Source organism: Paenibacillus sp. FSL H7-0331, assembly GCF_001956045.1.
Window position 1 is genome coordinate 134720 of the sequence record NZ_MRTH01000008.1, and the last position, 23479, is coordinate 158198.

Consider the following 23479-nt stretch of genomic DNA (forward strand, 5'->3'; position numbering starts at 1 on the left):
TGCTGAACGAAGCCTCATTGTGACCCAATGAGGCTTTTTGTCGTATGAAATGGGACGATTCGGGTATTCTAACAGGACAGAAAACATAGACAAAAGCACAGTAAGAAAGGATGGGCACCAGCATGCCATTTGTCGATGTGAATGGAACGACTCTCTATTATGAGAGCGTGGGTCAAGGAATACCGATTGTGTGCATACATCCGATTCTTTTAACCGGAGAAATCTTCAGCTATCAGCGTGCCTCTTTATCCGACCGTTATCAAATCATTACCTTCGATATTCGTGGCCACGGTAAAAGCCGTTTTTCGGAAGAGCCACTTTCCTATACAATGATTGCTGAAGATATAAGGCAGCTTTTGGATTCCCTTGGAATTGGCCAAGCCTATTTGTGCGGGTACTCGGTAGGGGGTCAAATCGTTTTGCAAGCACTGCTGAACGATCCGGACCGTTATCTGGGGGCAATACTGATAGGCCCAACATCGGAATTAACGGATCCGATTCAGAGAGGTCTGGTATGGATCGCATATCTGTTATGTGGACTTCATGGGAAACGATTGTTATCGGCCCTTGATGCTGGAGGCAATGCGACTAATTTTCGTATATTTAAATCGATGTACGATAGCTGTAATTTAGGGAATGTGTTGAATATGGCCCAATATCATGAGCAGGTGCTCAGCTTCAACTGTACGGATCGGCTGCATGAGATTCAAGCGCCGATCTTGCTGCTCTACGGGCAGAGAGATACAAGGTTCCACCAGTATGCAAGGGTGATGCAGACCAGGCTGCCGCACAGCACTCTGCATTTTATTCGCGGTGCTCCGCATCAGATCCCAACGAAGCATGCTGATGATGTGGATGGACTTTTACGTCTGTGGATTGAAAATCAACAGAACCAGCTAGCGCGTGAGCAGCATAAGGATCAGGAGCTTGAAGAGCAGCAGAGCTTGCAAGCGCAAAATACGCTTTTTGAACAGCAAGATCCTCTAGAACCAAGTCAGCAGGAACATCAATAAATAAGGAATCCCTTCGGATAAATAGTGCCATTAATGGTATGATGGGTGCATACTTAACTCTCATTGAGGTTCATCCAATTATTATTTATCAGGAGGGATTATCTATCTATGCAAACAATTCGTTGGGGAATTATCGGCTGCGGAGACGTAACTGAAGTCAAAAGTGGTCCAGGCTTTCAAAAGGCTGAACATTCTGAGCTGGTTGCTGTCATGCGAAGAGACGCCGCATTGGCGGAAGATTATGCCCGCAGGCACAACGTGCCGAAGTGGTACAGTGATGCCGAGCAGCTCATCGAGGATCCGCAGGTAGACGCAGTTTATATCGCCACACCGCCAGCCTTTCATAAAGAATATGCGATCAAAGCCATGAAAGCGGGAAAGCCAGTTTATGTGGAAAAGCCGATGGCGATGAATGTAGCGGAATGCGAGGAAATGCTGGAGGCAAGCCGCCAAGCGGATGTGCCCCTGTTTGTTGCCTATTACAGGAGACAATTACCCAGATTTCTGAAAGTGAAGGAGCTTCTTGAGAGCGGAATCATTGGTGAGGTTCGCTTGGTAACTACGATACATTTGGGGCAGTTTAAAAAAAGCTCCTGGAGGGTCCAGCCGGAAATATCCGGGGGTGGGCTGTTTGTGGATGTAGCCAGCCATACGCTTGATCTACTTGATTATTTGTTAGGGCCTATTGCGAGTATACAAGGCTTCGCAGGCAATCAAGGGCACCATTACGAGGCTGAGGATATTGTAACGGGGACGTATCGATTTGAGTCCGGCGTATATGGAACCGGAAATTGGTGTTTTACCTCTTATGAGGATATGGACAAGAACGAGATTGTGGGCACCAAAGGGAAAATTACATTTTCTACCTTTCAGAACAATCCGATCGTTGTATCTACCTTAGAAGGCGAGGAGCAGTACATGATCGAGCATCCTCACCATATCCAGCAGCCCTTGATTCAAACGGTTGTCGATGCTTTACGGGGCCAAGGGATATGCTCCAGCACAGGGAGCAGCGCGATTAGAACAAGCAAGGTTATGGACGATATTCTTAAAGCTTACTATTTAAAGGAACGTTAAAGATTCGGTAAATATGTGCTGCTGTGAAGCCAGACTCAACAGGCTTTTTGTTGGAGCTTGAGTATACATAGTGATGATAAACAAAAGGGACTTCGGTATGTACCGAGGCCCCTTTTGTACGTGTATGGTGCTTTTTGAAAGTATAAATTACTTTACAGTTTTATTGTAAGTACCGAGCTTACCGGTAATTTCCTTGGCTGCACCGTCAAGTGCCTCCTTCGGTTGTTTCTTGCCATTAAGAACCTCTTCAATCGCACCTTCTGTAAGCTGGCGAGCTTCCGGGAATACGCCCATGACAGCGCCTTGTGTTGCCGTGTTGGCTTTGGTAGCGTGAAGCTGGTCAACGGCTGTTTTCAGCTGTGGATATTTCACCAGATTGTCTTTTACGACTTGTTCGTCATAAGCTTTTTTGGTAATTGGGAAGTAGCCAGTGTTCACGTGCCAGTAAGCTTGCTGCTTAGGCTCAGCCAGGAATTTGATAAACTGCCAAGCGCCGTTTTGCTCGGCTTCACTGCGGTTGTTCAAAATATAGACGCTAGCGCCTCCGACAATAACTCCGCCTTCCTTGGCGTCGGATGGTTTAGGCAGATTGCCTGTTCCCACTGCGAATTTGCCCTGTGCTCCGTCTACAATACCGCGCAGAGAGCCAGTGGAGTCCAGTGTCATAGCAACTTGTCCGGCAATAAAGGCTTTTTTGGTATCATCGGTTTTACGACCCAGATTCAGGGATGATTTATCATCCACCATTTGCTTCCACCAGGCAAGTGTCTTAACGCCTGCATCACTGTTCAACATCGATTCGGTTGCCAGTCCTTTGCGGCCATTGCTGTTATTCAGCAGCTCAGCACCTTGGTTGGCAAAAAATTGCTCCATAAACCAACCATAAATAGCGAAGGAATTGCCGTACTTGCCGTCTTTGGTTAATGCTTTGGACGCTGCCGCTACTTCTTCGTACGTAGCTGGCGGTTTTTCTGGATCAAGACCCGCTGCTTTGAACATATCCTTGTTGTAGTAGAGGATCGGGTTCGATGTGTTAAAAGGCATGGAATTCAGCTTGCCGTCAATCCGATAATAATTGAGAATGTTTTCTTCAAGCTGGGACAAGTCATATTTGTCGGCATCAATAAATTTTTGCATAGGGGTAATCGCCTTGGAATCAATCATAAAACGACTGCCGATTTCGAATACCTGAATCAGAGCAGGACCGCTTTTGGAATCCATTGACGTTTTCATTTTGTTCAGACTTTCATCGTAAGTACCTTGGAAAACCGCTTCTACGACAACATCTTTTTGCGATGCATTGAAGTCAGCAACAAGTTTATCTATCGCTTTGCCAAGCTCTCCGCTCATGGAATGCCACCATACAACCTTAACCGGTTCCTTGCTTGCAGCAGGCTTAGGGGCCATTTCTTTATTGTCTGTTCCCTTTGCGGCTGACGGTTGTGTTGGGGTACCGCCGCATGCTGCCATGAAGAGCATCACGATGGCCATACAAAGCGTCACTAAACCTTTTCTACTCCAGCTTATCATTGTCGTCTTCGCTCCCTTAAAAAATGTTTTATTTATATAGAGCGTCTTGGGGACGCGCTATTTCCACCAAATGTAAGGCTAACCCTTCACAGCCCCGGCTGTAATACCGCGAACCAGCTGCTTGATCCCGAGCACGAGCAGCAGCAGCGATGGCAGCATCACCAACGTAACGCCAGCTAATACGAGATTCCACGAAGTCATTTCTTCGAACTGCAGCATACTGATTCCAATCTGTACGGTACGCATTTGCTCGCCGTTTGTGATCAGCAGCGGCCACAGGTACATGTTCCAATGTGTCAGGAACGAGTAAACACCAAGTGTCGCCAATGCCGGACGAGCCAAGGGCAGGACCATTTGGAAAAAGCTTCGTATATGACCGCAGCCATCGATCTTTGCTGCTTCGAACAGCTCGGCAGGAAGCTGCAAGAAAAATTGGCGCAGTAAAAACGTACCGAACGCCGTAGCCAGAAAAGGTACAATCAGCCCTTCGTAGCTGTCAAGCCATCCCCAGCTTTTTACAGTTAAATAATTGGGAATCATCGTGACCTCCCATGGAATCATCATCGTGGAAAGGAACAGCGCGAACAGAATGCCTTTGCCTGTGAATCTTAAAAAAGAGAAGGCATAGGCGGCCATGCTGGCGGTCAGCAGCTGTCCGATCATAATGGCGGTAGATATCAGCAAGCTGTTCATAATAAATGTGAAGATCGGGACCAGGTGCGTAACAGTAATGAAATTATCCCAATACAATCCACCAGGCAGCAGCTTGGGCGGGTAAGACGATGATTCCGCAGGAGTCATCAGAGCTGCAGAGAACGTAAACAGCAGAGGATACAGTACCAAAGCTGCGGCGATACCTAATAGAAGGTATACGACGGTATTTTGAAGGCGGGTGGTCATTGATAATGCACCTTCTTTTCAAAAAAGGTAAACTGCAGCACGGTCAAAATAAGAATGATGGCGAACAGAACCAGTGCCTGTGCGCTGCCGATACCGAACCGGAAATTAACAAACGCATCCTGATAAATGTTATAAACGACTACATCGGTCGTGTACATCGGACCACCCTTGGTCAAAATGTGCATTTGTCCAAACGATTGGAAGGCTCCAATAACCGATACGATTGCCACGAAAAATAGCGTTGGCGATACGAGCGGCAGCGTTAGCTGTACGAAGGTTCGGATCGGTCCCGAGCCGTCGATTTTGGCGCTGTCATATATTTCCTCAGGCACACCCTGCAGCCCGCTCAGCAGTACGATGTAATTAAAGCCAAGCGTCATCCAGATAGTCATCATAGAGACAGAGATCAACGCCCAGGCAGGATCGGTAAGCCAACCAACAGGTGAAATACCCGCGAGGCTCAAAAAATAATTAAGTGTACCGACGCTTGGATGGAACAGCATCATCCAGATCACAGAGCCGGTTCCGACAGAGATGGCGATAGGTAAAGAGAAAATGAACTGGAATACGCGCATGCCGCGCAGTCTGGATTGCGTCAGTGCTGCCAGCAGCAGCGCCAACAAGATACAGGTAGGGACGGTCAGCAGGGTGAAGGACAACGTTACCTTCAAGCTTTGGTAAAAGCGCTCGGACAGGAACAACTCCTGGAAGTTCTCCATGCCAACAAATTCGGCAATGCGTCCCCGAGGGTCGGTCAGATGCATACTCAGATAGATGGATTGCAGCAGCGGATAAAATAGGAATATGCCAAACAGCAGCAGAGAGGGGGCCAAAAATAAATAGGCAAGCAGATTTTCCTGCAGACGCAGCTTGCGAAGGCTATGAGTACGGCTTACGGCAGCTGTCTTGGGTCTGCTAGTGGAAACGCTCCTGAGTTGTTTTTCCATAAGGCTCATGCTTCAATCACTCCTGTCGATAACGGCTTGGTTAAGCGGTTAGCTTTTGATGAGGAAGCTGAGTTCTTCCTTGGCATCTTTGTCAGTATAAAGTGCATTTGTTAACCAGGGGTCAACTACATATAAAGGTTTTATGTAGATAAGGGTCAATCTCTACCAACAACCGATCCTGAATATTGCCAAGGGGTCAATGGTGAAAGCTGCAAGCCGTGTATGTTGTTAAGCAGGATAAGGCGATATGTAATAATTCCCATATAATGATGACCTCACGAATCTAGCAAAAAAGTACGCGAGCCAGTAGGTGCCACAAATAACGCAATACAAAGACCTCTTCTGCTGCGGCAGAAAAGGTCGTCTATCAACAATGGCTCCCAATAAGGCCGACTATGAATTGGATACCACATCCACAACGATGCTGTTAAGCAAGCGGTTGTTGACGTAGGCCATGAGCCTCCACCGTCCAGGTTCAGGCAACGACATGGATGACACCGCCGTGCGATCAGCTCCATTCAGGCCTCCGCCTAACTGACTTGTCGAGAACACTTGTATGAGTTCAGTTGAACCTTGTTTGACGGCCATTACCTTGAATTCGCCCTCAAGCTCTTGCTCCGATCCCCACAAATGCCACATGTATTTGTTGCCCTTGCCTGCAAGGAAAGGTTGCTGGTCTAGTGTTACACCCTTTTCATTTAGATAAGGACCTACAATAAAACCAGCTTTTCCTTTCTCACCAACCAAAATATAGGAACCGTTCTTGCCATCCCTGCTTATATAAGTCAGTTCAAAAGTAGGGCTTACCATCCAGGATGGTTCCGCTACAGACAGGACAGCGTCCCCGTATAATTGATTGTTTACAAGCACCTCATATCGCCACATGCCACCAAGAGGAAGTGCAAACGTCGCTGTAAAACGCTCCAAACCCGGATACCCCGAGCTTGGCTCTGTAATTGTTTGTGGAGGGAGTGCGATTACGCGCATACCGGTTTCTTGATGATAAGCGGAGATCGCTATTTGGTTACCTGCAAACGTAGCAAAAGGCGCTGTAAAATGAATCATATACCCGAATGGTCTGCCCGCAGTAAGGTTAGGGTCAGGGAAAATAGTGAACAGTGTCTGATCATGAAGTCGATATTCCATTCGAACGTTCCAAGGGTTTGTCACTCCTGTTGACGTTGGATTCTGACCTTGCTCTGTAACGTTCTTCGGCAGGAGGGCGAATACCATGATTGCACTGACAACTACAAGGATAGCCAGCGCCGGAATCAAAAGGAACGACCTTTGTTCTTTTGATTCCGGCCGCTGCTTCGTCTTGTTCATGATGTCCTGCTTCATTTGCTCCGTAAAGCGAGGCTTCATGAACGGGGATGAGTTGAACGCTTCGCTCCATTGTGGCGGTTGCTCTTTCATAGTCACTCTCCTCCTTGGTTATCGTTGTTCAGCATATCGGATAATTTTTTTCGTGCTCGATGAAGTCGTGTTTTGACAGTTGCTTCCGGTATTTCAAGCAGTAAGGAAATTTCTTTGTTCGTTAGCTGATAATGAGCATTCAAAAGCAGTATTTCTCTGAATTTACGGGGAGTTCGCATAAGAGTAGCCCAAATATGACGGGTCTCCAAGCGATCAAACAGCTCTGCTTCAGCTGACCGTGAGGAGCCTTTTCGAATAACATAATCAACCAAAGTCACTTTACGGATGAACGCACTTTTCAAATAATTGAGTGACTTGTTGCGCGTGATCGTCAATAGCCAGCTTTTCACACTACATTCGCCTCGAAAGCTGTATAGCTTGTCGTATACGGATAAAAACACATCCTGAGTGAGATCATCCGCTGCGTCAGCATGACGGGTTAGAAAAAACGCGAAGTTCCAAACGTCGTTTCCATATTGGGTCATCAGGTCCCGAAGTATAACGTCTTTATCACTCCCGCCACTCAGATGCTGTAAATAATGTGGTTCCACGAAATCACCTCTACTATTAGACAGACTGCTAAGCGAATAGTTCCCGAAATATAAAAAAACGACCTCTTTTGATAAAAGAGGTCGTTCATGAGTGCGTGTAATGGACTTAATTTACTGTCTACGTGATGAGTGTCATTCACTTTCTTTTATGAGGGACTTGGTGAAATACAAGTTTAAATCGTCATCCGCACAAACCTCGGTACCGGGGGTGACTGGCTGCTGCCTGTACATCAAACCCCTGCCATCTGGCATATATCCTCTTCTAGCGTATAAGCGCTGCGCACTCCCATAGCTTTGATAAAGTCCAACACCAATGCCCACAATTCCGTATTTGTTCAAGGCTATGTTCTCGACGGCTTCCATGAGCGCATGACCGATTCCGAGCTTTCGCAAAGGAGGGATTACATTAAAATCGTTGATTTCCGGTATGCCATTTTCTCTAAAATAAGGATATTCAGAGGTTGAGAGCAGATGCAGGCTTCCTGCAAACTGACCGTCGTAAGAGGCCAATAACGTTATCCGTTGATTTGTTACATTTTCTTCCCAGCACTTCTCGATGTAATCCAAAGGCTTGTTAATCTTGTGTTCAGTAAAAATACGAAACACGGAATCTATGTCTGCCTTCGTCATGGGTCCAACTTCAATCGAATTCGTCATAGTCATACCTCATTTCCCTTGATCACCATTTTTCTTCGATAGGACGTATATAATGAACGTTTCCCCAAATAACTTGCCTGATTTTGGTTCTCTTCATATATCTCCCGTGTAATTAATCCAATTGCGGTGGAACCCGATGGAGTGTAGCTTGTTCGAATCCGTATGCAATTTTTATCAAAGTCGGCTCACTCCATGCTTTACCAGAGAAAACAACACCAAATGGGCCTTTTGTAGAGTCGCCATCGGCGTCGATGCTGCCATTCACTGAATAGCCGGCCGGAACCGTAATTAAGGGGTAGCCCAATCGTGCAGCAATATACATACCGTCTACATCTCCAGGCAGCAGAAGTGCATCCAAGGAATGCGTATCTATGGCATAATCAATGCCTTGCTGCAGCGGGAGCTCCGAGTAGGCTTGCTTCTTAATCAGACAGGTTTGCTCGGTGAGAGTGGTTTCTTCGGATCGGATCAACGTGTCTTGCCCATATTGTAGAGCTATGTCGGTATGCTTTTCATTATAGGCGATCAATTCTTTCAAAGAGTGAATCGGCACGGAGTCTCCTAACTGGGATAAATAATCGTTCAAGCCCTGCTTGAATTCATACGTAATAACATCATTGTTCCAGTTATTCTGTTCAACGTGAAGCGTAACATTATCGACGATAGTGACACCTTCATGGATCAAAGTCGTAATGGCAGCTTCCATAATAGCAAGCCTTTCCTCGTCCAAATGCCTGTAATAATATCGGGGAATCCCTATTCTAGCGTGTCGCAAAAAGCTTGCATCCAAAAAGGGCGTATAGTCTGAAAAAGAACGGTTCTCACTCGTTAGCGTAGCCGAATCCTTCTCGTCAATTCCTGTACATGCACCCAAAATCATCGCTGCATCCGTAACCGTTCTGGCTATAGGTCCAGGTGTGTCCTGACTGCTGGAAATCGGTATAATTCCGGCACGGCTGATCAATCCGACAGTCGGCTTGATCCCCACCAGAAAAGTTTGACATGCCGGTCCAACAATGGAGCCCGCCGTTTCCGTTCCGATCGCTGCTGCGCACAGATTTGCCGCTACAGCCGCCGCAGATCCTGAGCTGGAGCCGCTAATGAAGAGCTCGCCCGCACCATACGGATTTAGAACAAATCCGCCACGTGAGCTATATCCCGCCGGCATCCGGCTGGACATAAAGTTGGACCACTCCGTCATATTTGCTTTCCCGAGCAGAACGGCACCTGCCGAGCGGAGCTTTGATGCTATATAGGCATCCGCCGCTGCGAATGATCCAGCTAAAGCGACCGATCCGGCACTCGTATGCAGGTTATCCTGTGTATCGATATTATCCTTCAAAAGAATGGGAATACCGTGCAGGCTTCCCCGACTTCCTGTATCTCTGCGTTCCTGATCTAAAGCACGCGCGATATGTAACGCATCTGGATTGATCTCCAGGATAGAATTGATGCTGGGATCATACTTATGTATTCGGTCCAAATAGGCTTGAACAAGCTCTTCCGAGGTTATGGAGCCGGATTCCATAGCTGTTTGCAGCTGTGTTAGGTCTGCTTCGATGATCCATTCATGCAGATGTATACTCACTGGGATAGTCCTCCTGAACATGACGTAGTGGTGCATGACTTACATGGGATTGAGCCTGGACAAATAATCTTCTTCCATACTTTGGGTATAGAACTCGATTACATTATTTTCAGTGTCCTTAAAATAGACTCTTTTATGAATGCCTCTTGTGATGATCTTGTTGTCGATATGATGGCTCTCAAGCAAGTGAATCGCGGCTTCAATTTGGTCTATTCCTATATATAACGCCAGATGCACATGCACACCGCCTTCATCAAATAACCCATTCCATAAAGAAACCGAGGAGGCCTTTTCCACAAGCTGCTGATTATTAAAATTGCGCGGCAGCCATAATCCTAATCTCGTCGGTCCACCCACATACAGCCATGTAGCCCAAATTTCATTGGCTTCTTCTGTAAATTGATTGTCCTGATAACCCCATTGCTGCACAACAGGAAATCCTAACTGACCTGACCAAAAGTCAACGGCACGTTTCATATCGTTAACTTCCAACACGACCTCTGACACGCCTTGGGCTTTAATTTTCATATAGGCCTCCTTATTTAAGGAACATACTTGACTCACTATCATTAAGGATATCGTTCCGCTGTGGCACGATCAAGGTTATGAATGAATAAAACCAATATATCCAATCAAATATCCAATTAATGTAAATTATTGGAACCGGCTCGTTAGTCGCTTGATAGAAGGGAGAAGCACCGTGGACACAACCTAGAGAAGATGATATCCTGATTTTACGCAGATTTTGTTGAACTGGCCCGTGGAAGCGGTTCGACAGTTAATTGAAACAAGGGAGACGCAGCCGTGGACACAAGACAATGGATGTCGGTAACACTTTTTCTCGCAGCGGCGCTGATGGTGTTCGTCTCTTTCTTGTCTTATCGGAAACGCCATCTGCCTGTTGCCAAAACGATGATTCTGATTATGCTGGCAGCAGCTTGCTATGCACTCGGTTACGCGTTTGAGGTGTTAAGCCGGGATTTAAATGAAGTGAAGCTATCACTTCAAATCCAATATTTGGGGATTCCCTTCGTTACTACACTTTGGTTCTTTCAGGTCATTCAATTTACCGGGACGGCGGCTCGTTATCGTAAGCTTCTTGCGATCATACTGTTCGTTATCCCCACAGCGGTCTTTTTCCTCCATTTAACGAATGATTGGCATCACCTGATCTATGAACGCTATATACTCAATCAGGACGCTTCGGTTCCTTTGTACACAACGGACAAGGGACCTTGGTATAAGGTGCACACCATCTATAATTATTCCGTGCTGCTGTGCGGCATGCTGTTGTTTATCCCGATGTATTGGCGGGCTTTGCCGATTGTGCGCAAGCAAATCGTTGTCCTTCTTTTGGGTGCAGCAGCACCGATGTTTTTCAATTTGTTCTTTTGGGCCGGCATTAAAGTTGATTTAACACCGTTCGGATTCGCCGTATCCGGTGTCGTTTACACGTGGGGAATTCTCCGGTTTAATCTGCTTCGCTTAACGCCGCTGGCGATGGCCAAAGTGTTTGAAACGATTCGGGACGGGGTCATTTTGTTTGATTATGAGGACCAAATCGTCAGTTACAATAGCGCAGCTCAAGAGGTGCTTCCCGAGCTCGGATTGATGAAACGCTCCCCCGTTAACATGGAGAAAGTTTTGTCGGCGAGTCCGGAGCTGCTTGAACGTATTCGCACCGCAAGTGATGGGGACGAACGCTTCCCGTTTCATAGATTCCATGCCAACCGGATCAAGTATTACAACTGCAGTTTGTCACACATCTACGAATCGGGTGAAATTCTGATCGGTAAAATTTTGATGTTCAGCGATATTACGGAGTTGAAGGAGAGCGAAACCCGATTGCTCGAGAACGCCCGGCAGCTGTCCGAGCTGAACGCATTCAAGGATAAGCTATTCACTGTAGTGGCACACGACATTCGCGATCCGATTGCACTCCTTGTTAGCTTGACCGAGCTGCTGGGCGATGAACTGACCGCAGCCGACTTTGAGCATGCCGAATTGGTTAGAGAGCTTAAAGGACAAGTGCAGAGCACGTTCCATCTCGTCGAAAATTTGCTCGATTGGTATCGCAGCCAGAAAGGGAAAGTTGTGTTTCGACCGTTGGGCTGGAATTTGCAGCAGGTCGTCCGGCAGGCTTTGATGTTATCTGGTACCAAGGCGGCTATGAAGCAAATTCGGATGACGGAGGGTATTGACGAGAAGCTTACGATCAGGGCCGATAAAGAGATGTTGGATCTCATTCTGCGAAATTTGCTTTCGAACGCCATCAAGTTTACAGGAATAGGTGGGTCGATTGAGATCGGGGCCGTTCTGGAGGGTGATCTGATTGTCGTGTCCATCCGTGACAACGGAGCGGGAATCGATGATCAGACATCGGAATTGCTGCGTCTGGAGGAGCCATTCTTAAAGGCGATGGTTAACGGGAACGATTCTGGGGATACAAGATTCGGACTGGCGCTGACCCGTGAATTCGTTCGTATCCATGGCGGTACCCTTTGGTTCGAGAGCGAGCCTGGAATTGGAACGACCTTCTCGTTCACCTTGCCCGGCTCGGCTGGTGTGCGAAACGCGTTCGACAACGGTGGAATGGAGGAGGAAGCTTATGAAAGTTATTTTGGTGGACGATGAGCCGACAATGCATCTGATTTTGCGTAAAATGCTTGTCAAGCTGCCTGGGGTTGACGTGGCAGGAGCTTTTACGGATACGCAGTCTGCAACCTCCTTCCTAAGGGAGAACACCGGTATCGGACTCGCTTTCGTAGACATCTCCATGCCTGGCGAGAGCGGAGTAGAGTTTGCCGCCAAGTTGGAAGTTTCTCATCCTACGATGCAAGTCGTCTTTGTCACGTCGCACAAGGAATATGCCTTGAAGGCTTTTGAACTGTCCGTGTTGGATTACCTGGTCAAGCCCGTTTCCCAGGAGCGGCTGCAGCGGACGGTCAATCGTGCGCTGGCGAATCAGCAGGCTGTTCATTCGCCATTACTGTCAGCCCCGGCTTCCGCAGATTGTGGCAGGATCGTCTTAACGACACTTGGCGACGTTACTGTGAGTAATGAAGCGGGACGCGTCAAGTGGATCTCGCGAAAATGCGTGGAGCTGTTCGCTTATTTACTGCTTTACCGAGGCAAACGAATTCCTCGTACCAGACTGGTAACGGATATTTTCGGAGGGATGTACCAAGTCAATGCGGAGAATTACTTGAATACGACCGTCTATCAATTGCGTAAGTCTTTGGAACCGCTGGGCATGCGCGAGGTCGTACGCTCGGAGAACGATGGCTATGCGCTCGAACTAAAGGATTACATTATCGACTGCGTGGAATTCGAAAAGCAGGTGGAAAGGCTGCAAACCATAGATATCGAAAATGTGGAGAGTGCGCTGCAGATCGAACGGATGTATACGGGCGATCTGTTCGGGGACAAGGCGTACGTGTGGGCCATTCACGAAACGGAGCGTTATGCGGAACAGTATGCTTCGTTCGTAAAGCGGCTTGCCGCCGTGCTGATTTCGCTGGGGGATACGACAGCCGCTTCCAAGCTCCTGCTTAAGCTGAATGAACGCAATCCGTTGGACGAGTCTGTAATTCGCCAGCTTATAACGATCCGCGAGATGACCGGGGACAAAAAAGGATTAACGGCTCTGTATACGGATTATGTTCGGCTTCTCAGCCGGGAGCTTGGTATCCGACCGTCCGTGGATCTGATACATCTATATGATATGCTGCTAAAGCGGTTATCCGATAAAAAATAAAATATGAAGGCTTATAAAATGAGAAGCAAGCTGCCGCACGTAAGTAGCGCGACAGCTTGCTTTTTACTTATATGCTCTTCGTTCGACTGACCGGCTAACCAGCAAAAAAGTGCGCTGGCATGCCGGCTACGCCAGGCTTCACGCGAAATATGCCGCCTGCATGCGGCTGCTTCGCCAAAGCCTCGTCCGATTGACGAACACGGGCAGTCGTGATGTATAACTCATCCAGATTCGGTCCGCCAAATGTGCAGGATGAGACCTGGGCTACGGGGATCGGGATGGCAATCAGCATTTCACCCGTATGCGGATTCCAGCGTGACACCTGCCAGCCGTCCCACTGCGCGATCCACAGCATACCCTCTACATCAATCGTCATGCCATCGGGGAATCCACCGCCCTCAGGGATTGTGATAATGGTACGCTGACCGCTTATAGTACCTGTATCGATATCATAATCGTAGGCTACCACTCGCTTTGTCGGCGAATCAATATAATACATCGTGCGTCCATCGGGACTCCAGGCGAGTCCGTTGGAAACCGTCACCCCATCAACCATCTTACGAACGGTATGATCGGCTTCAAGACAATATAACGAACCGACAGGCTTCTCTTCGAGATGACTTGTCGTACCCGCCCAGAACCGACCTGCGGGATCACATTTTCCATCGTTAAAACGATTATCCTGGAGCTGCTTCTCGGGGGCATTGACCAATGTCAGCTGCTCTGTTTCCAGGTCTAACAGGAAGAGCCCATGCTGCAAGGCCAGCACGACACCGCCAGACTGTCTCGGTACGACAGCACCTACCATTTGGTCCAGCTGAATAGTACGGTCTTCCAAGGATTGCGGATTCAGAATATGTACCCTTTGTCCTTTAATGTCTACCCAGTAAAGCAGCCCGCTGCGGTGATCCCAGCAAGGGCCTTCTCCCAAAGTTGCCTGCGCATCAACAATCAATTCTACTTGTAAAGGGTCCAAATTTCTTTCCTCCAGCCTGCAGGGCAGTTATTTTTGTTTTAATGGGGACGAGCTTATTGTCATGATGACTGGCTATGAGCCGTAAGCAGCATCGAATTCAATAATATTGTGATCGGGATCCAAAATATAAATTTGCGAGAAGCCGGCGAGACTGTCAGGTCGGGCTTCATAAGGAATAGCTGCCGCTTCCAGCGATTGTATCGTATTCTGATAGCTTTTGACCCAGATGGCAAAATGGCCGTCAATCGAATTAATTTCACTTTTGCGCAACGTTTCTCCATCTGGAAATTCCAGTAAGTGCAGCTGCTGGGAGTCACCTATCGCATACCAGGCCCCCTCTGAATCGAATGGAGGTCTTACTAATTCCTGAAATCCAAGCGTACTGCCATAAAATTGCTTGGCCTGCTTCAAATCCCTGACAGCAAGACTAATATGATGCAGCCTTTCAAATTCAATCATCGTAGCTCCTCCGTGGTATCCATAGTAAATTCCAGCTCGGTCAGGCAACCTATGTCATAGTAATTAAGCGACTTGGAGTTATGTTCTCAAGGAGATCAAACATCGGTGCTGTTTCTCTTCCAAAACATTAGAATGGGAGTGAAACATAGGAACAATCGGATTTTCAACCCAGTAGTCGAAATCGATCATTCCTTTTTGATCGAAAGCGATTGGAAGCATCCATTATTCCTCCTGAACCCTTGTAAGATTAATAAATAGCTAGCGAATACCACACCTCTGTTTACTTGATTTTTAATCAAATAATCCGCATGTCCAAGCCCATGCTATCAGGGTCAGCCTTTCCGGATGAAAGCCTTCCCATGAGGTGGAAGTGCCTTTCCCTCTTGGTATGTGGAAAGTAACTTCATTGTTATTATAGCATTAGTCCAGAAGAATTGTTTCACTGTCGTTCGACAGATCGAACCGCTCATTTAACTGTGGTTCTTCTATCTAAGGGGGAGGCGGAATGTTTAAATCCTTCGATTTAAGGTTAATCAGATTATGTGAGCACGATACAACCACGCGGAGGCAACTTAAACTATGGAGACAACCAAATCGGACTATATCCTCATCCTACATACAGGCAATGATATTCTAATAGAAGAAGATATTCATGAATCCTTTGATATCGAAAGCTACACGCAGCAGAATCAAGTGAAATTGATGGACTACGAGTTTATTACCAAGCAGGAGTTCAATGATCGATTGGATCAAATGCTGGGCGAATACTAAACGATCAGACACTTTGCATACAACCGCCAAACCCACGACGATTCATGTGGAAGTTTGGCGGTTTTTATGTCTAATGGATGATTCAGACTTCTTTGGCGATGCATGATATAAGTCAGGGAAAACATGGGTAAAGTGAGAGGAGAAGACAATACTGCATATATACAAGGCACTGGCTTGGATTGATGCGGAATTGTACTGTAAAAGGAGCTACTGACTATGAATCGTATAGACCTTACCGCTAAACGGAAACAAAGAAAGCTGCTGTTCGGTGTTGGTCTTAGCTGGCTGTTTGATGCGATGGATGTAGGCATTATCTCGTTTATCGCCGCTGCACTGGCGGTAGAATGGAGCCTGGGCGCTGAACAGATCGGATTGTTAGCGGCCATCAATTCGATCGGTATGGCGGTGGGTGCAGCCGTCGCAGGATCGATGGCGGACAAGTACGGCCGCAGGTCGGTGCTGCTGTGGACGCTGCTTATCTTTTCCGTGTCCAGTGGGCTATCGGCGTTGGCAGCCGGCTTTGTGATGCTGTGCGTGCTTCGCTTCACAGCAGGCTTCGGACTGGGCGGCGAGCTGCCGGTTGCTTCGACGCTAGTGTCCGAGTCCGTGCCTCCGAAGGAAAGAGGGCGCGCAGTTGTCTTGCTGGAGAGCTTCTGGGCATGCGGCTGGATCATTGCGGCATTGATTGCCTACTTCATCATCCCCCACTATGGCTGGAGGATAGCATTTGCGATAGGGGCTGTACCGGCGCTGTACGCCTTATATTTGAGGCGGGCGATACAGGATTCGCCTCGCTTTACCGAACAGCGCAGCCGCAAGCTGTCGTTCCGCGAACGAGTGGTGGCGGCCTGGTCGCCGAAGTATCGCAGATCGACGATAACCTTGTGGATCTTATGGTTCACTGTCGTATTTTCTTACTACGGCATGTTCCTGTGGCTGCCCACGGTGGTCATGCTGAAAGGCTTCGGACTAGTAAAAAGCTTTCAGTACGTGCTGATTATGACGCTGGCCCAGCTGCCCGGATATTTTACCGCCGCCTATTTGATTGAAAGATTTGGCCGAAAGTTTGTGTTGGTTACCTATCTGCTGTTGACGGCGGTGAGTGCGATATGTTTTGGAAATGCCGATACGGTCGGTATGCTTATCGTATCGGGCATCTGCCTTTCTTTCTTTAATCTTGGTGCCTGGGGAGCGATGTATGCTTACACGCCAGAGCTGTACCCGACCGCGGTTCGTTCCACTGGAGTAGGTCTTGCCGCTTCCTTCGGGAGAATTGGTGGTGTCGTCGGGCCCTATCTTGTAGGTATGCTCGTTGCTCGGCAAATACCGATCACGTCGATCTTCACCGTGTTTTGTATAGCGATCGTGATTGGTGCGGCTGCTGTGTTGTTTCTGGGCAAGGAAACGAAAGGGACGGACCCGGATCGAGAGACGACGGATAGTGAGATGAGTGTTCAATAAAAGATCGTTAGAAGCATACGAGAAGCCCAGGATTCTATTTTCAGGAATCCTGGGTCTTTTTTTTTGCGTACAGCTTGCTGGAAAATAAGAAACCGTTAAGAAATTCCCTTACATATTGTTAAGATTTGACTGTTACACTTATCTTATCTCCAATCTGAATAGAGTTGCACGGAAAGCATCATTTCCGGTGACAGTAGGGAGTTGTACCCAAACATATCATTATCAGAAAAGGAGGCTTCGTCTATGAGAAGTTTCATCATGAGTATGCTGCTCATCAGTTTACTTGGGCTATTAGGCTGCTCCGAGCAGCGGCAATTTAAAGGAGAAAGCATCAACTGGTCCGTTGCTTGCTCGGTGACGGCCAAAGACAAATCGTATGAGATACGATATATCGGACAGGAAAGTCAACCTGATACTACTGTTCAGTATGCTTTTAAGGAAAGCCGTAATTTTCAAAATAGCGGTGAAAGCAAGGGCAGCTTCAAGAACAAGATCATCAGCGGAACATCAACGATGAATTCACCGTATTTTGACGAAGATCATTTTACGCTGCATGTCCAATGGAACGATAAAGAGGAAACGGTTCGTGTTATCAAACAATAAGCTTGTACACGTTACGGTTACTTGGTATTGAGCGACTGTCGAAAGCTATAACACAACCTGAGACATTGGATAATAGCTCGGGTTGTTTAGGCATGAAGCTGCCATTACATTAATTATTTGCGTGACAGGGAAGGAATAGAGGGCTGCTCCCGTGAAATATAATAGACTTGGCCAACAGGCTTGAATGTTTTCCGATTAGGAAAAGGATTGGCCAATCGTAGAAAGGGTGGGTACAAAATGAAAACGATTGTATGTGAACAGCCAGACCAGTTCGTGCTTAAAGAAATGGAAGCGCCTACAGCCGGACCCGGTCAGGCATTGATCAAAATACGCAGGATCGGTATTTGCGGGACGGATCTGCATGCTTACAAAGGCCGACAGCCGTTTTTTTCTTATCCGCGGGTGCTTGGGCACGAGCTGTCCGGAGAGATCATGGAGATTGGCAGCAATGAGGGAGGGCTGCAGGTCGGTGATCCCGTCGTAATCATACCGTACCAGCACTGTGGCTCCTGCATTGCCTGCCGCAGCGGCAAAACGAACTGCTGCACAAAGCTCGATCTGATCGGTGTGCACAGTGACGGCGGTATGTGCGAGGTGATCGCACACCCAACCTCGCTGCTTATTAAGGCCGAGGGCATCAGCCTGGAGCAGGCGGCTATCGTGGAATGTCTCGCAATTGGCGCTCATGCCGTGAGAAGGTCCGAGCTGCAGCCTCAGGTGAACGTGCTGGTCATCGGTTCTGGGCCGATTGGTCTGGGTGTGATGAAGTTTGCCAAGCTTGCAGGCGCAAGGGTCATAGCGATGGACATTAACGAAGAACGTCTGGCTTATTGCGCGCGCTGGGCGCCGGTGGATGAAACGATCAATGCGCTGAATAATCCTTTGGACCGGTTGCTGGAGCTGACGCAGGGAGAGCTGCCGACGGTTGTCTTTGATGCTACCGGCAATGCCAAATCCATGATGGATGCTTTTCAATATACCGCTCACGGCGGCAAGCTGGTGTTTGTGGGTCTGGTCAAGCAGGAGCTGACCTTCAATGATCCCGAATTTCATAAACGGGAGATGACCCTGCTTAGCAGCCGCAACGCAACGAGGGTTGATTTTGAAAAGGTGATGCAAGCGATGGCCGACGGTCATATTGATACGGATTCATACATCACGCACCGCTGCCCGTTTGATGCGATGATCGGTGAGTTTGATTCGTGGCTGAAGCCAGAAACAGGCGTAATCAAGGCCATGGTGGAGCTGTAAAGGTGAGATTCAGCAACTGCATACAGATCCGTTAACAGGCTGCCGGAAATTCCCGGCGGTCTTCTTGTGTTAGCTTAAAGGGCGCATGTACTGCTTGATCGTGAGGGTTTCACAACGTTCATTTTCCCAAACGGTCAACCCTTATGGTATAATCAAAATCGCTTCAATCTGTTTATTCTTCTGGTACCCGATCTCTAAAGGTACATCAGCACAGGTGTGAAGCCGGATATTGTACAGATAACGGTATTGCCCGAAGGGAGAGCGGAAGTCATCATTCGTTATTGGTTGACAGGCCTGCTTATATGCGTGATAGGCCTTACGATTGTTCAGCAATTCGACAAGCGCGATGCGCATTATACCGATCAGGTTGCTGTCCTCATGTACCATCATCTTCATGAAGAAGATACGAGCTCAAGCACGATCAAGCCCGAGCTGTTCAGACAGCAGCTTGCATATTTGCAGAGCAAGGGACATCACTTCATTACCTTGGATCAATTCAAAAAGTTTCTCGGTGGTGCGGAGGTTCCAGATAATGCGGTACTGGTAACTTTTGACGATGGCTATGAGAGCTTTTATACAATGGGTGTTCCCATATTGAAGGAGCTGCAGATTCCGGCAGTCAATTTTATTATTACCGAGACGCTGGATCACCCGCAGGAGGATACTCCGCCAAAAATGTCGCGGGAGCAGATCACCGCCATGACCACCGGCTCCGATTTGATTGATGCCGAGTGCCATACACATGCTTTTCATGGTAAACGCGAGGATGGAAAAGCTTATTTGGTTCAAGAAGCCGATGAAACGGATCAACAGTACATAGATAGAATGTTGGCGGATACCCGAACCTGCAAAGCAAATGTGGAGCAGGCTGATCCTCATCAGGTGGATACGATGGCCTACCCTTTTGGCATTTCAGATAAAAATACAGCCCTAGCTGTCCAAGCAGCCGGTATCCACTATGGCTTTACAATCCAGCCCTTGATGGCGACCCGAGGTGTAGATCCATACCGGATACCGCGCATTAATGCGGGTGCTCCGCAAGTGTCTCCAGAGGGACTGGAAGCGATAATTGCCCAAAAAATTGTTGCTGTGCGGAAAACGTCTCGTTGAAGATTGGCCAAATTGTGATAAAACCTTTAGGTGTGTGATACGCACCTGAAGGTTTTTTGTCTTTTAACGAATTTCCTGGGGACATGCAAAATAAATCTAATGACATACCCATATAATGGGATTATAATAATTGGAACAAGTGTTCTTGTTGTGAGGAGAAAATATACCCTACACAATGAGGTTAACGGTTTCGGAGAAACGATTGGGAGAAGATTCTTTACAAAATCATGGATCAAACGTGAGGAGCGATTGTAATGACTAATAGTCCGATAACAAATCGAATAGGTGCAGTATTTGTACATGTGACGGATATGCCAAAAGCGATCCAGTGGTACAGCGAGCTGCTTGGATTGCCAATTCACGCTGATAGTCATGAGGGAACAATTTATAGCTTGCATATGGATGGCGGGTCGGACCTGCTGCTGGACAGTAACCGTAGAGACGACAGCAGTCAGAACAATAAGACTCAATTATTTTTTGAAACGAAGAAGCTTATGGATTCGTACCATTTTGTAAAAGAGAAAGGGATAGAAGTCGTCACGGAGATCGAAGAGCATGACAACATATCGTTCTTCACTTTCAAGGACCCCGATGGCAATATACTCATGATATGTGAGGATAAAAGGAAGCTCTAAAAATAGGTATATGTATGCCCGATTAAACGGGACAAGTACCGTCAACCTCTGGCCTTGGTCTCAGTGTGTACGTGAACATCAATTGTGATGATTCCATAGGTGCGGTTATAATAGAAATACAATTCTATTGATCCCGAGGAGCTGATACTGATGTCCAACGTACATGTGATTTCTGATCATCATTTTGGTCATACGAATATTATAGACTTTGAATCAAGACCTTTCCGTGACGCCGATGAAATGACCGAAACGATGATTGAGAAGTGGAATGCGGTCGTAACCAAGGACGACAAGGTGATCCATCTGGGCGACTTTTCATTTCTGAACAAGGACAAGACAGCAAGTATCGTGTCAAGGCTTAACGGTTACAAAACCTTGATCCTCGGAAATCATGATCGTGGTCGATCGAGAAGCTGGTGGTTGGATGCCGGTTTTGATGAGGTAAGTGAAAACCCAATTGTATATAACGGGTTTTACTTCCTGTCTCATGAGCCGATGTATATGAACAAGCATATGCCTTATGTGAACGTTCATGGCCACATTCATGGACAGAAATATGAAGGAAAGCAGTATATTAATGTCTCAGTCGAGCTGTGGGACTATACGCCAATTTCGTTCGAACAAATCAAGGCGATGGTCGTTCCCAGTGAGGAGCAGTGAAGAGAAAAAGATGTTCAGGTTACAACAGCTTGAATCTCTCCAGATGATGCCACAATTGCTCTTGTTGTAATATTTCGATTTGCCTCGGACCGATCAGATCATAGTGGGGATAGGGCTGGCGATGATGAATATAGTCCGGGTTCAATTCATGAGCTGTACACCAAGCCGCCAGCTTGCCCAGATCGGAGCAGCCTACTTTGGTAACAGTGTTCACATTTGGAAAGCGCGGATCGAACCAATAATGGGTGAGAAAAGCGATATCACCTCTTGCGACCGTAGCTTTCCATTGCTGAAGCTCAGCTCGTTTGATACCGAATGCCATGATGTATGCTCCTTTACCTGGGAGTTCGGATAACCTTGCTCAGCTTGTTAGTTATTGGGCTGTAGTATGAAGACTCAAGTAAATCCTTATTATTTATCATAGCAGATTTCAGGTAGTCCCCCAAATCATATCGCGCTTGGAGATCAATCCGCATTCATTTTTCTTTGCCCCGTTTTTAATAAATCATGCATAATTTCCTTCCCTATAAACCAGAATAATATGGGTGATATACCAAACCTAACCATTCTGAGGAGGAGATTCACATCCATAACATCGTCCAGCAAGCGCGTCAATGCCAGCAAATCATCCAACAGCTGATTCAGCAAACGCAGCATTCGAATCAGACCTATCAAATTATGCTTCAACAGGAGCAGCAAAACGCCCAACAGCTGGAGCAAATCGCCCAGCGTGAGCGTCAAGCGGTGCAGGTTATCCAAAATGCGCTGCAAACTCATCAGGTTGCGCTTCAGCGTATGCAGGAATGCGCTCAATTGTGTTCGCAGCTGGAGATGGCTGTTCAGGAAGCCACGAATGTTGCCTTTCAATCTCAGACCGGCAACCATCTGCAATCCTTTAACCGCAGCATATATCAATAACCTGCAGGCAGCGCTATAAATAGTTGCAGATGACCCCCGCGCTGTGAGCAGGCTCCATTCACTATGACCAAAACCTCACGAAAAAGACTATAAGCTCCTGAACAAGGAACTTATAGTCTTTTTCCGTTCCATAGACTTGTTGAGCTGCCCCAGACTTCATGTCCAATCCAGCTTTTACTCCAGCTCCAAAATCATGCCGGTTCGGGCCATTACGACACTTACGGGAAGGCCATACTGTTCAAGAACGTCAACACCATGCGACATATGGGTAAATATCGTATGCTCAGGCTTCGTTTCTTGCAGCAGTTCAAGGGCTTCGGTCATATCGTAGACAGATCGTGTCTCGATTGCAGATTCTTCCTTATAGAAATTAGTACCGATAATTAATAGCTGTAAGCCAAATAGAGGAGCTTTTTCCTCTTCATTCAGATTAATTGCATCTGAGCAGTAGGCAAAGTGGTACGGCTGATCCGTGTGCTTGTCAAAGCGATAAGCATAAGAGAAGCCATTCTTGCCATGGCATACCTTCCAAGGACGAACAACCCACTCGCCCCATACCATACTGCCGCTGCAATCGTGGTAGTCGAACTGGTTTTCCAGCCAGGGAAACATCGTGCGAAGCTGGGTCAGCACATCGGCTGGCGCATACACATGACCCTTCATATGGCTGTAACGGCAAGCATCTGCCCATTCGGGAAGTCCGGCTATATGGTCAAAATGCGCATGAGTAATGAGCACATGCTCAAGACTCCTGAGTCCGTAATGCTCCATTTGGGTGCGCCACTCGGGACCGCAATCAATCAATAGCTTACCAACGGACGTATGCAGCAGAGCGGATGAACGGAATCGCCGATTAGCGCCGCTCGTTCTGGCCTCGGTGCATACCCCGCAGGAGCAGTATACTCTGGGGACACCCATTGAATCGCCTGTCCCCCATAAGGTCAAGGTATCTTTCACTGTTTCCACATTCTTTCCAGCTGATGATTTAAGTAAAATAAATATAAACTACTTGGTGGGATTTGTACACTCGGAGAAACCGTTCGGGGAATGTAAAAAAACCGGCCGCATGGACCGGTCATACGTTATTTTTTATAACATAAGAATTTATAAGTTTTCAGCGGAGCTGAAGAATTGTTATGTTTCAAGAAAACCTACCTCTGAACCGCGGTCGCTCATCTTTGAAAGGCCTCGATAGAGGT

24 protein-coding genes are annotated in these 23479 nt (G+C 47.4%); 11 read left to right on the top strand and 13 right to left on the bottom strand.

Annotation, left to right across the window (positions count from 1 at the left end; genetic code table 11):
* Positions 1 to 122 precede the first annotated feature (122 nt).
* Both BK127_RS14010 and BK127_RS14015 read left to right on the top strand, forming a co-directional pair.
* Complete coding sequence (locus BK127_RS14010; RefSeq protein WP_076230982.1) at positions 123 to 1013, top strand: alpha/beta fold hydrolase; 891 nt, start codon at positions 123 to 125, stop codon at positions 1011 to 1013.
* A 108-nt stretch (positions 1014 to 1121) separates the two neighbouring features.
* Positions 1122 to 2090 (top strand): Gfo/Idh/MocA family protein, encoded by a 969-nt coding sequence (locus BK127_RS14015; protein ID WP_076230985.1) that lies wholly within the window; start codon positions 1122 to 1124, stop codon positions 2088 to 2090.
* Positions 2091 to 2237: 147 nt separating this feature from the next.
* Here the strand turns inward: BK127_RS14015 and BK127_RS14020 are convergent, their stop codons facing one another.
* The 8 genes from BK127_RS14020 to BK127_RS14055 all read right to left on the bottom strand — a co-directional run bounded on the left by BK127_RS14020 (position 2238) and on the right by BK127_RS14055 (position 10207).
* Positions 2238 to 3620: an ABC transporter substrate-binding protein gene (locus BK127_RS14020; RefSeq protein ID WP_076230987.1), complete on the bottom strand. Its 1383-nt coding sequence runs from the start codon at positions 3618 to 3620 to the stop codon at positions 2238 to 2240.
* 78 nt (positions 3621 to 3698) lie between these two features.
* A complete protein-coding gene (locus BK127_RS14025; RefSeq protein WP_076230989.1) occupies positions 3699 to 4520 on the bottom strand; it encodes a carbohydrate ABC transporter permease in 822 nt (273 codons plus the stop codon).
* The gene (locus BK127_RS14030; RefSeq protein WP_372237354.1) at positions 4517 to 5467 is read right to left on the bottom strand and encodes a carbohydrate ABC transporter permease; all 951 of its coding nucleotides are present in this window, start codon (positions 5465 to 5467) and stop codon (positions 4517 to 4519) included. The genes BK127_RS14025 and BK127_RS14030 overlap by 4 nt, the downstream gene beginning before the upstream one ends.
* Before the next feature lie 393 nt (positions 5468 to 5860).
* On the bottom strand, positions 5861 to 6883 hold the full coding sequence (locus tag BK127_RS14035) for a DUF4871 domain-containing protein (RefSeq protein ID WP_076230993.1): 1023 nt from the start codon (positions 6881 to 6883) through the stop codon (positions 5861 to 5863).
* Between the two features lie 2 nt (positions 6884 to 6885).
* On the bottom strand, positions 6886 to 7434 hold the full coding sequence (locus tag BK127_RS14040; protein ID WP_256711300.1) for an RNA polymerase sigma factor: 549 nt from the start codon (positions 7432 to 7434) through the stop codon (positions 6886 to 6888).
* Positions 7435 to 7566: 132 nt separating this feature from the next.
* Positions 7567 to 8091: a GNAT family N-acetyltransferase gene (locus BK127_RS14045; protein ID WP_076230997.1), complete on the bottom strand. Its 525-nt coding sequence runs from the start codon at positions 8089 to 8091 to the stop codon at positions 7567 to 7569.
* Between the two features lie 112 nt (positions 8092 to 8203).
* Positions 8204 to 9679: an amidase family protein gene (locus BK127_RS14050; RefSeq protein WP_076230999.1), complete on the bottom strand. Its 1476-nt coding sequence runs from the start codon at positions 9677 to 9679 to the stop codon at positions 8204 to 8206.
* Between the two features lie 39 nt (positions 9680 to 9718).
* Positions 9719 to 10207 (bottom strand): VOC family protein, encoded by a 489-nt coding sequence (locus tag BK127_RS14055; RefSeq protein ID WP_076231001.1) that lies wholly within the window; start codon positions 10205 to 10207, stop codon positions 9719 to 9721.
* 276 nt (positions 10208 to 10483) lie between these two features.
* Between BK127_RS14055 and BK127_RS14060 the strand changes: the two genes are divergently transcribed.
* Complete coding sequence (locus tag BK127_RS14060) at positions 10484 to 12313, top strand: sensor histidine kinase (protein WP_076231003.1); 1830 nt, start codon at positions 10484 to 10486, stop codon at positions 12311 to 12313.
* On the top strand, positions 12288 to 13436 hold the full coding sequence (locus BK127_RS14065; protein ID WP_076231005.1) for a response regulator: 1149 nt from the start codon (positions 12288 to 12290) through the stop codon (positions 13434 to 13436). Before BK127_RS14060 ends, BK127_RS14065 begins: the two co-directional genes overlap by 26 nt.
* Before the next feature lie 94 nt (positions 13437 to 13530).
* On the opposite strand, the gene BK127_RS14070 is transcribed toward BK127_RS14065, so the two are convergent.
* Complete coding sequence (locus BK127_RS14070) at positions 13531 to 14412, bottom strand: SMP-30/gluconolactonase/LRE family protein (RefSeq protein WP_076231007.1); 882 nt, start codon at positions 14410 to 14412, stop codon at positions 13531 to 13533.
* Between the two features lie 72 nt (positions 14413 to 14484).
* Complete coding sequence (locus BK127_RS14075; protein ID WP_076231009.1) at positions 14485 to 14871, bottom strand: VOC family protein; 387 nt, start codon at positions 14869 to 14871, stop codon at positions 14485 to 14487.
* A gap of 579 nt (positions 14872 to 15450) precedes the next feature.
* Here BK127_RS14075 and BK127_RS14080 point away from each other — a divergent pair.
* The 7 genes from BK127_RS14080 to BK127_RS14110 all read left to right on the top strand — a co-directional run bounded on the left by BK127_RS14080 (position 15451) and on the right by BK127_RS14110 (position 21362).
* A complete protein-coding gene (locus tag BK127_RS14080; RefSeq protein WP_076231011.1) occupies positions 15451 to 15642 on the top strand; it encodes a hypothetical protein in 192 nt (63 codons plus the stop codon).
* 216 nt (positions 15643 to 15858) lie between these two features.
* Positions 15859 to 17103 (top strand): MFS transporter, encoded by a 1245-nt coding sequence (locus tag BK127_RS14085; RefSeq protein ID WP_076231013.1) that lies wholly within the window; start codon positions 15859 to 15861, stop codon positions 17101 to 17103.
* 243 nt (positions 17104 to 17346) lie between these two features.
* On the top strand, positions 17347 to 17706 hold the full coding sequence (locus BK127_RS14090) for a hypothetical protein (protein WP_076231015.1): 360 nt from the start codon (positions 17347 to 17349) through the stop codon (positions 17704 to 17706).
* 237 nt (positions 17707 to 17943) lie between these two features.
* On the top strand, positions 17944 to 18957 hold the full coding sequence (locus BK127_RS14095; RefSeq protein ID WP_076231017.1) for a zinc-binding alcohol dehydrogenase family protein: 1014 nt from the start codon (positions 17944 to 17946) through the stop codon (positions 18955 to 18957).
* A gap of 246 nt (positions 18958 to 19203) precedes the next feature.
* Positions 19204 to 20067: a polysaccharide deacetylase family protein gene (locus BK127_RS14100; protein WP_179097481.1), complete on the top strand. Its 864-nt coding sequence runs from the start codon at positions 19204 to 19206 to the stop codon at positions 20065 to 20067.
* 254 nt (positions 20068 to 20321) lie between these two features.
* Positions 20322 to 20702 (top strand): VOC family protein, encoded by a 381-nt coding sequence (locus BK127_RS14105; RefSeq protein ID WP_076231019.1) that lies wholly within the window; start codon positions 20322 to 20324, stop codon positions 20700 to 20702.
* A gap of 150 nt (positions 20703 to 20852) precedes the next feature.
* The gene (locus tag BK127_RS14110) at positions 20853 to 21362 is read left to right on the top strand and encodes a metallophosphoesterase (RefSeq protein ID WP_076231021.1); all 510 of its coding nucleotides are present in this window, start codon (positions 20853 to 20855) and stop codon (positions 21360 to 21362) included.
* Positions 21363 to 21381: 19 nt separating this feature from the next.
* On the opposite strand, the gene BK127_RS14115 is transcribed toward BK127_RS14110, so the two are convergent.
* The 3 genes from BK127_RS14115 to BK127_RS14130 form a co-directional block, all read right to left on the bottom strand.
* Positions 21382 to 21684, bottom strand: a complete 303-nt coding sequence (locus BK127_RS14115) for a hypothetical protein (RefSeq protein ID WP_076231023.1) — start codon at positions 21682 to 21684, stop codon at positions 21382 to 21384.
* 143 nt (positions 21685 to 21827) lie between these two features.
* Positions 21828 to 22277 (bottom strand): hypothetical protein, encoded by a 450-nt coding sequence (locus BK127_RS45535; RefSeq protein ID WP_179097482.1) that lies wholly within the window; start codon positions 22275 to 22277, stop codon positions 21828 to 21830.
* A gap of 177 nt (positions 22278 to 22454) precedes the next feature.
* Entirely contained in the window at positions 22455 to 23246 is a 792-nt protein-coding gene (locus tag BK127_RS14130) for an MBL fold metallo-hydrolase (RefSeq protein WP_305954297.1), read from the bottom strand.
* Positions 23247 to 23479: the final 233 nt, after the last annotated feature.

Coding starts and splice junctions, on each gene's coding strand:
- BK127_RS14010 (WP_076230982.1), top strand. CDS start 123: ATGCCATTTGTCGATGTGAATGGAACGACTCTCTATTATGAGAGCGTG.
- BK127_RS14015 (WP_076230985.1), top strand. CDS start 1,122: ATGCAAACAATTCGTTGGGGAATTATCGGCTGCGGAGACGTAACTGAA.
- BK127_RS14020 (WP_076230987.1), bottom strand. CDS start 3,620: ATGATAAGCTGGAGTAGAAAAGGTTTAGTGACGCTTTGTATGGCCATC.
- BK127_RS14025 (WP_076230989.1), bottom strand. CDS start 4,520: ATGACCACCCGCCTTCAAAATACCGTCGTATACCTTCTATTAGGTATC.
- BK127_RS14030 (WP_372237354.1), bottom strand. CDS start 5,467: ATGGAAAAACAACTCAGGAGCGTTTCCACTAGCAGACCCAAGACAGCT.
- BK127_RS14035 (WP_076230993.1), bottom strand. CDS start 6,883: ATGAAAGAGCAACCGCCACAATGGAGCGAAGCGTTCAACTCATCCCCG.
- BK127_RS14045 (WP_076230997.1), bottom strand. CDS start 8,091: ATGACGAATTCGATTGAAGTTGGACCCATGACGAAGGCAGACATAGAT.
- BK127_RS14055 (WP_076231001.1), bottom strand. CDS start 10,207: ATGAAAATTAAAGCCCAAGGCGTGTCAGAGGTCGTGTTGGAAGTTAAC.
- BK127_RS14065 (WP_076231005.1), top strand. CDS start 12,288: ATGAAAGTTATTTTGGTGGACGATGAGCCGACAATGCATCTGATTTTG.
- BK127_RS14075 (WP_076231009.1), bottom strand. CDS start 14,871: ATGATTGAATTTGAAAGGCTGCATCATATTAGTCTTGCTGTCAGGGAT.
- BK127_RS14080 (WP_076231011.1), top strand. CDS start 15,451: ATGGAGACAACCAAATCGGACTATATCCTCATCCTACATACAGGCAAT.
- BK127_RS14085 (WP_076231013.1), top strand. CDS start 15,859: ATGAATCGTATAGACCTTACCGCTAAACGGAAACAAAGAAAGCTGCTG.
- BK127_RS14090 (WP_076231015.1), top strand. CDS start 17,347: ATGAGAAGTTTCATCATGAGTATGCTGCTCATCAGTTTACTTGGGCTA.
- BK127_RS14095 (WP_076231017.1), top strand. CDS start 17,944: ATGAAAACGATTGTATGTGAACAGCCAGACCAGTTCGTGCTTAAAGAA.
- BK127_RS14105 (WP_076231019.1), top strand. CDS start 20,322: ATGACTAATAGTCCGATAACAAATCGAATAGGTGCAGTATTTGTACAT.
- BK127_RS14110 (WP_076231021.1), top strand. CDS start 20,853: ATGTCCAACGTACATGTGATTTCTGATCATCATTTTGGTCATACGAAT.
- BK127_RS14115 (WP_076231023.1), bottom strand. CDS start 21,684: ATGGCATTCGGTATCAAACGAGCTGAGCTTCAGCAATGGAAAGCTACG.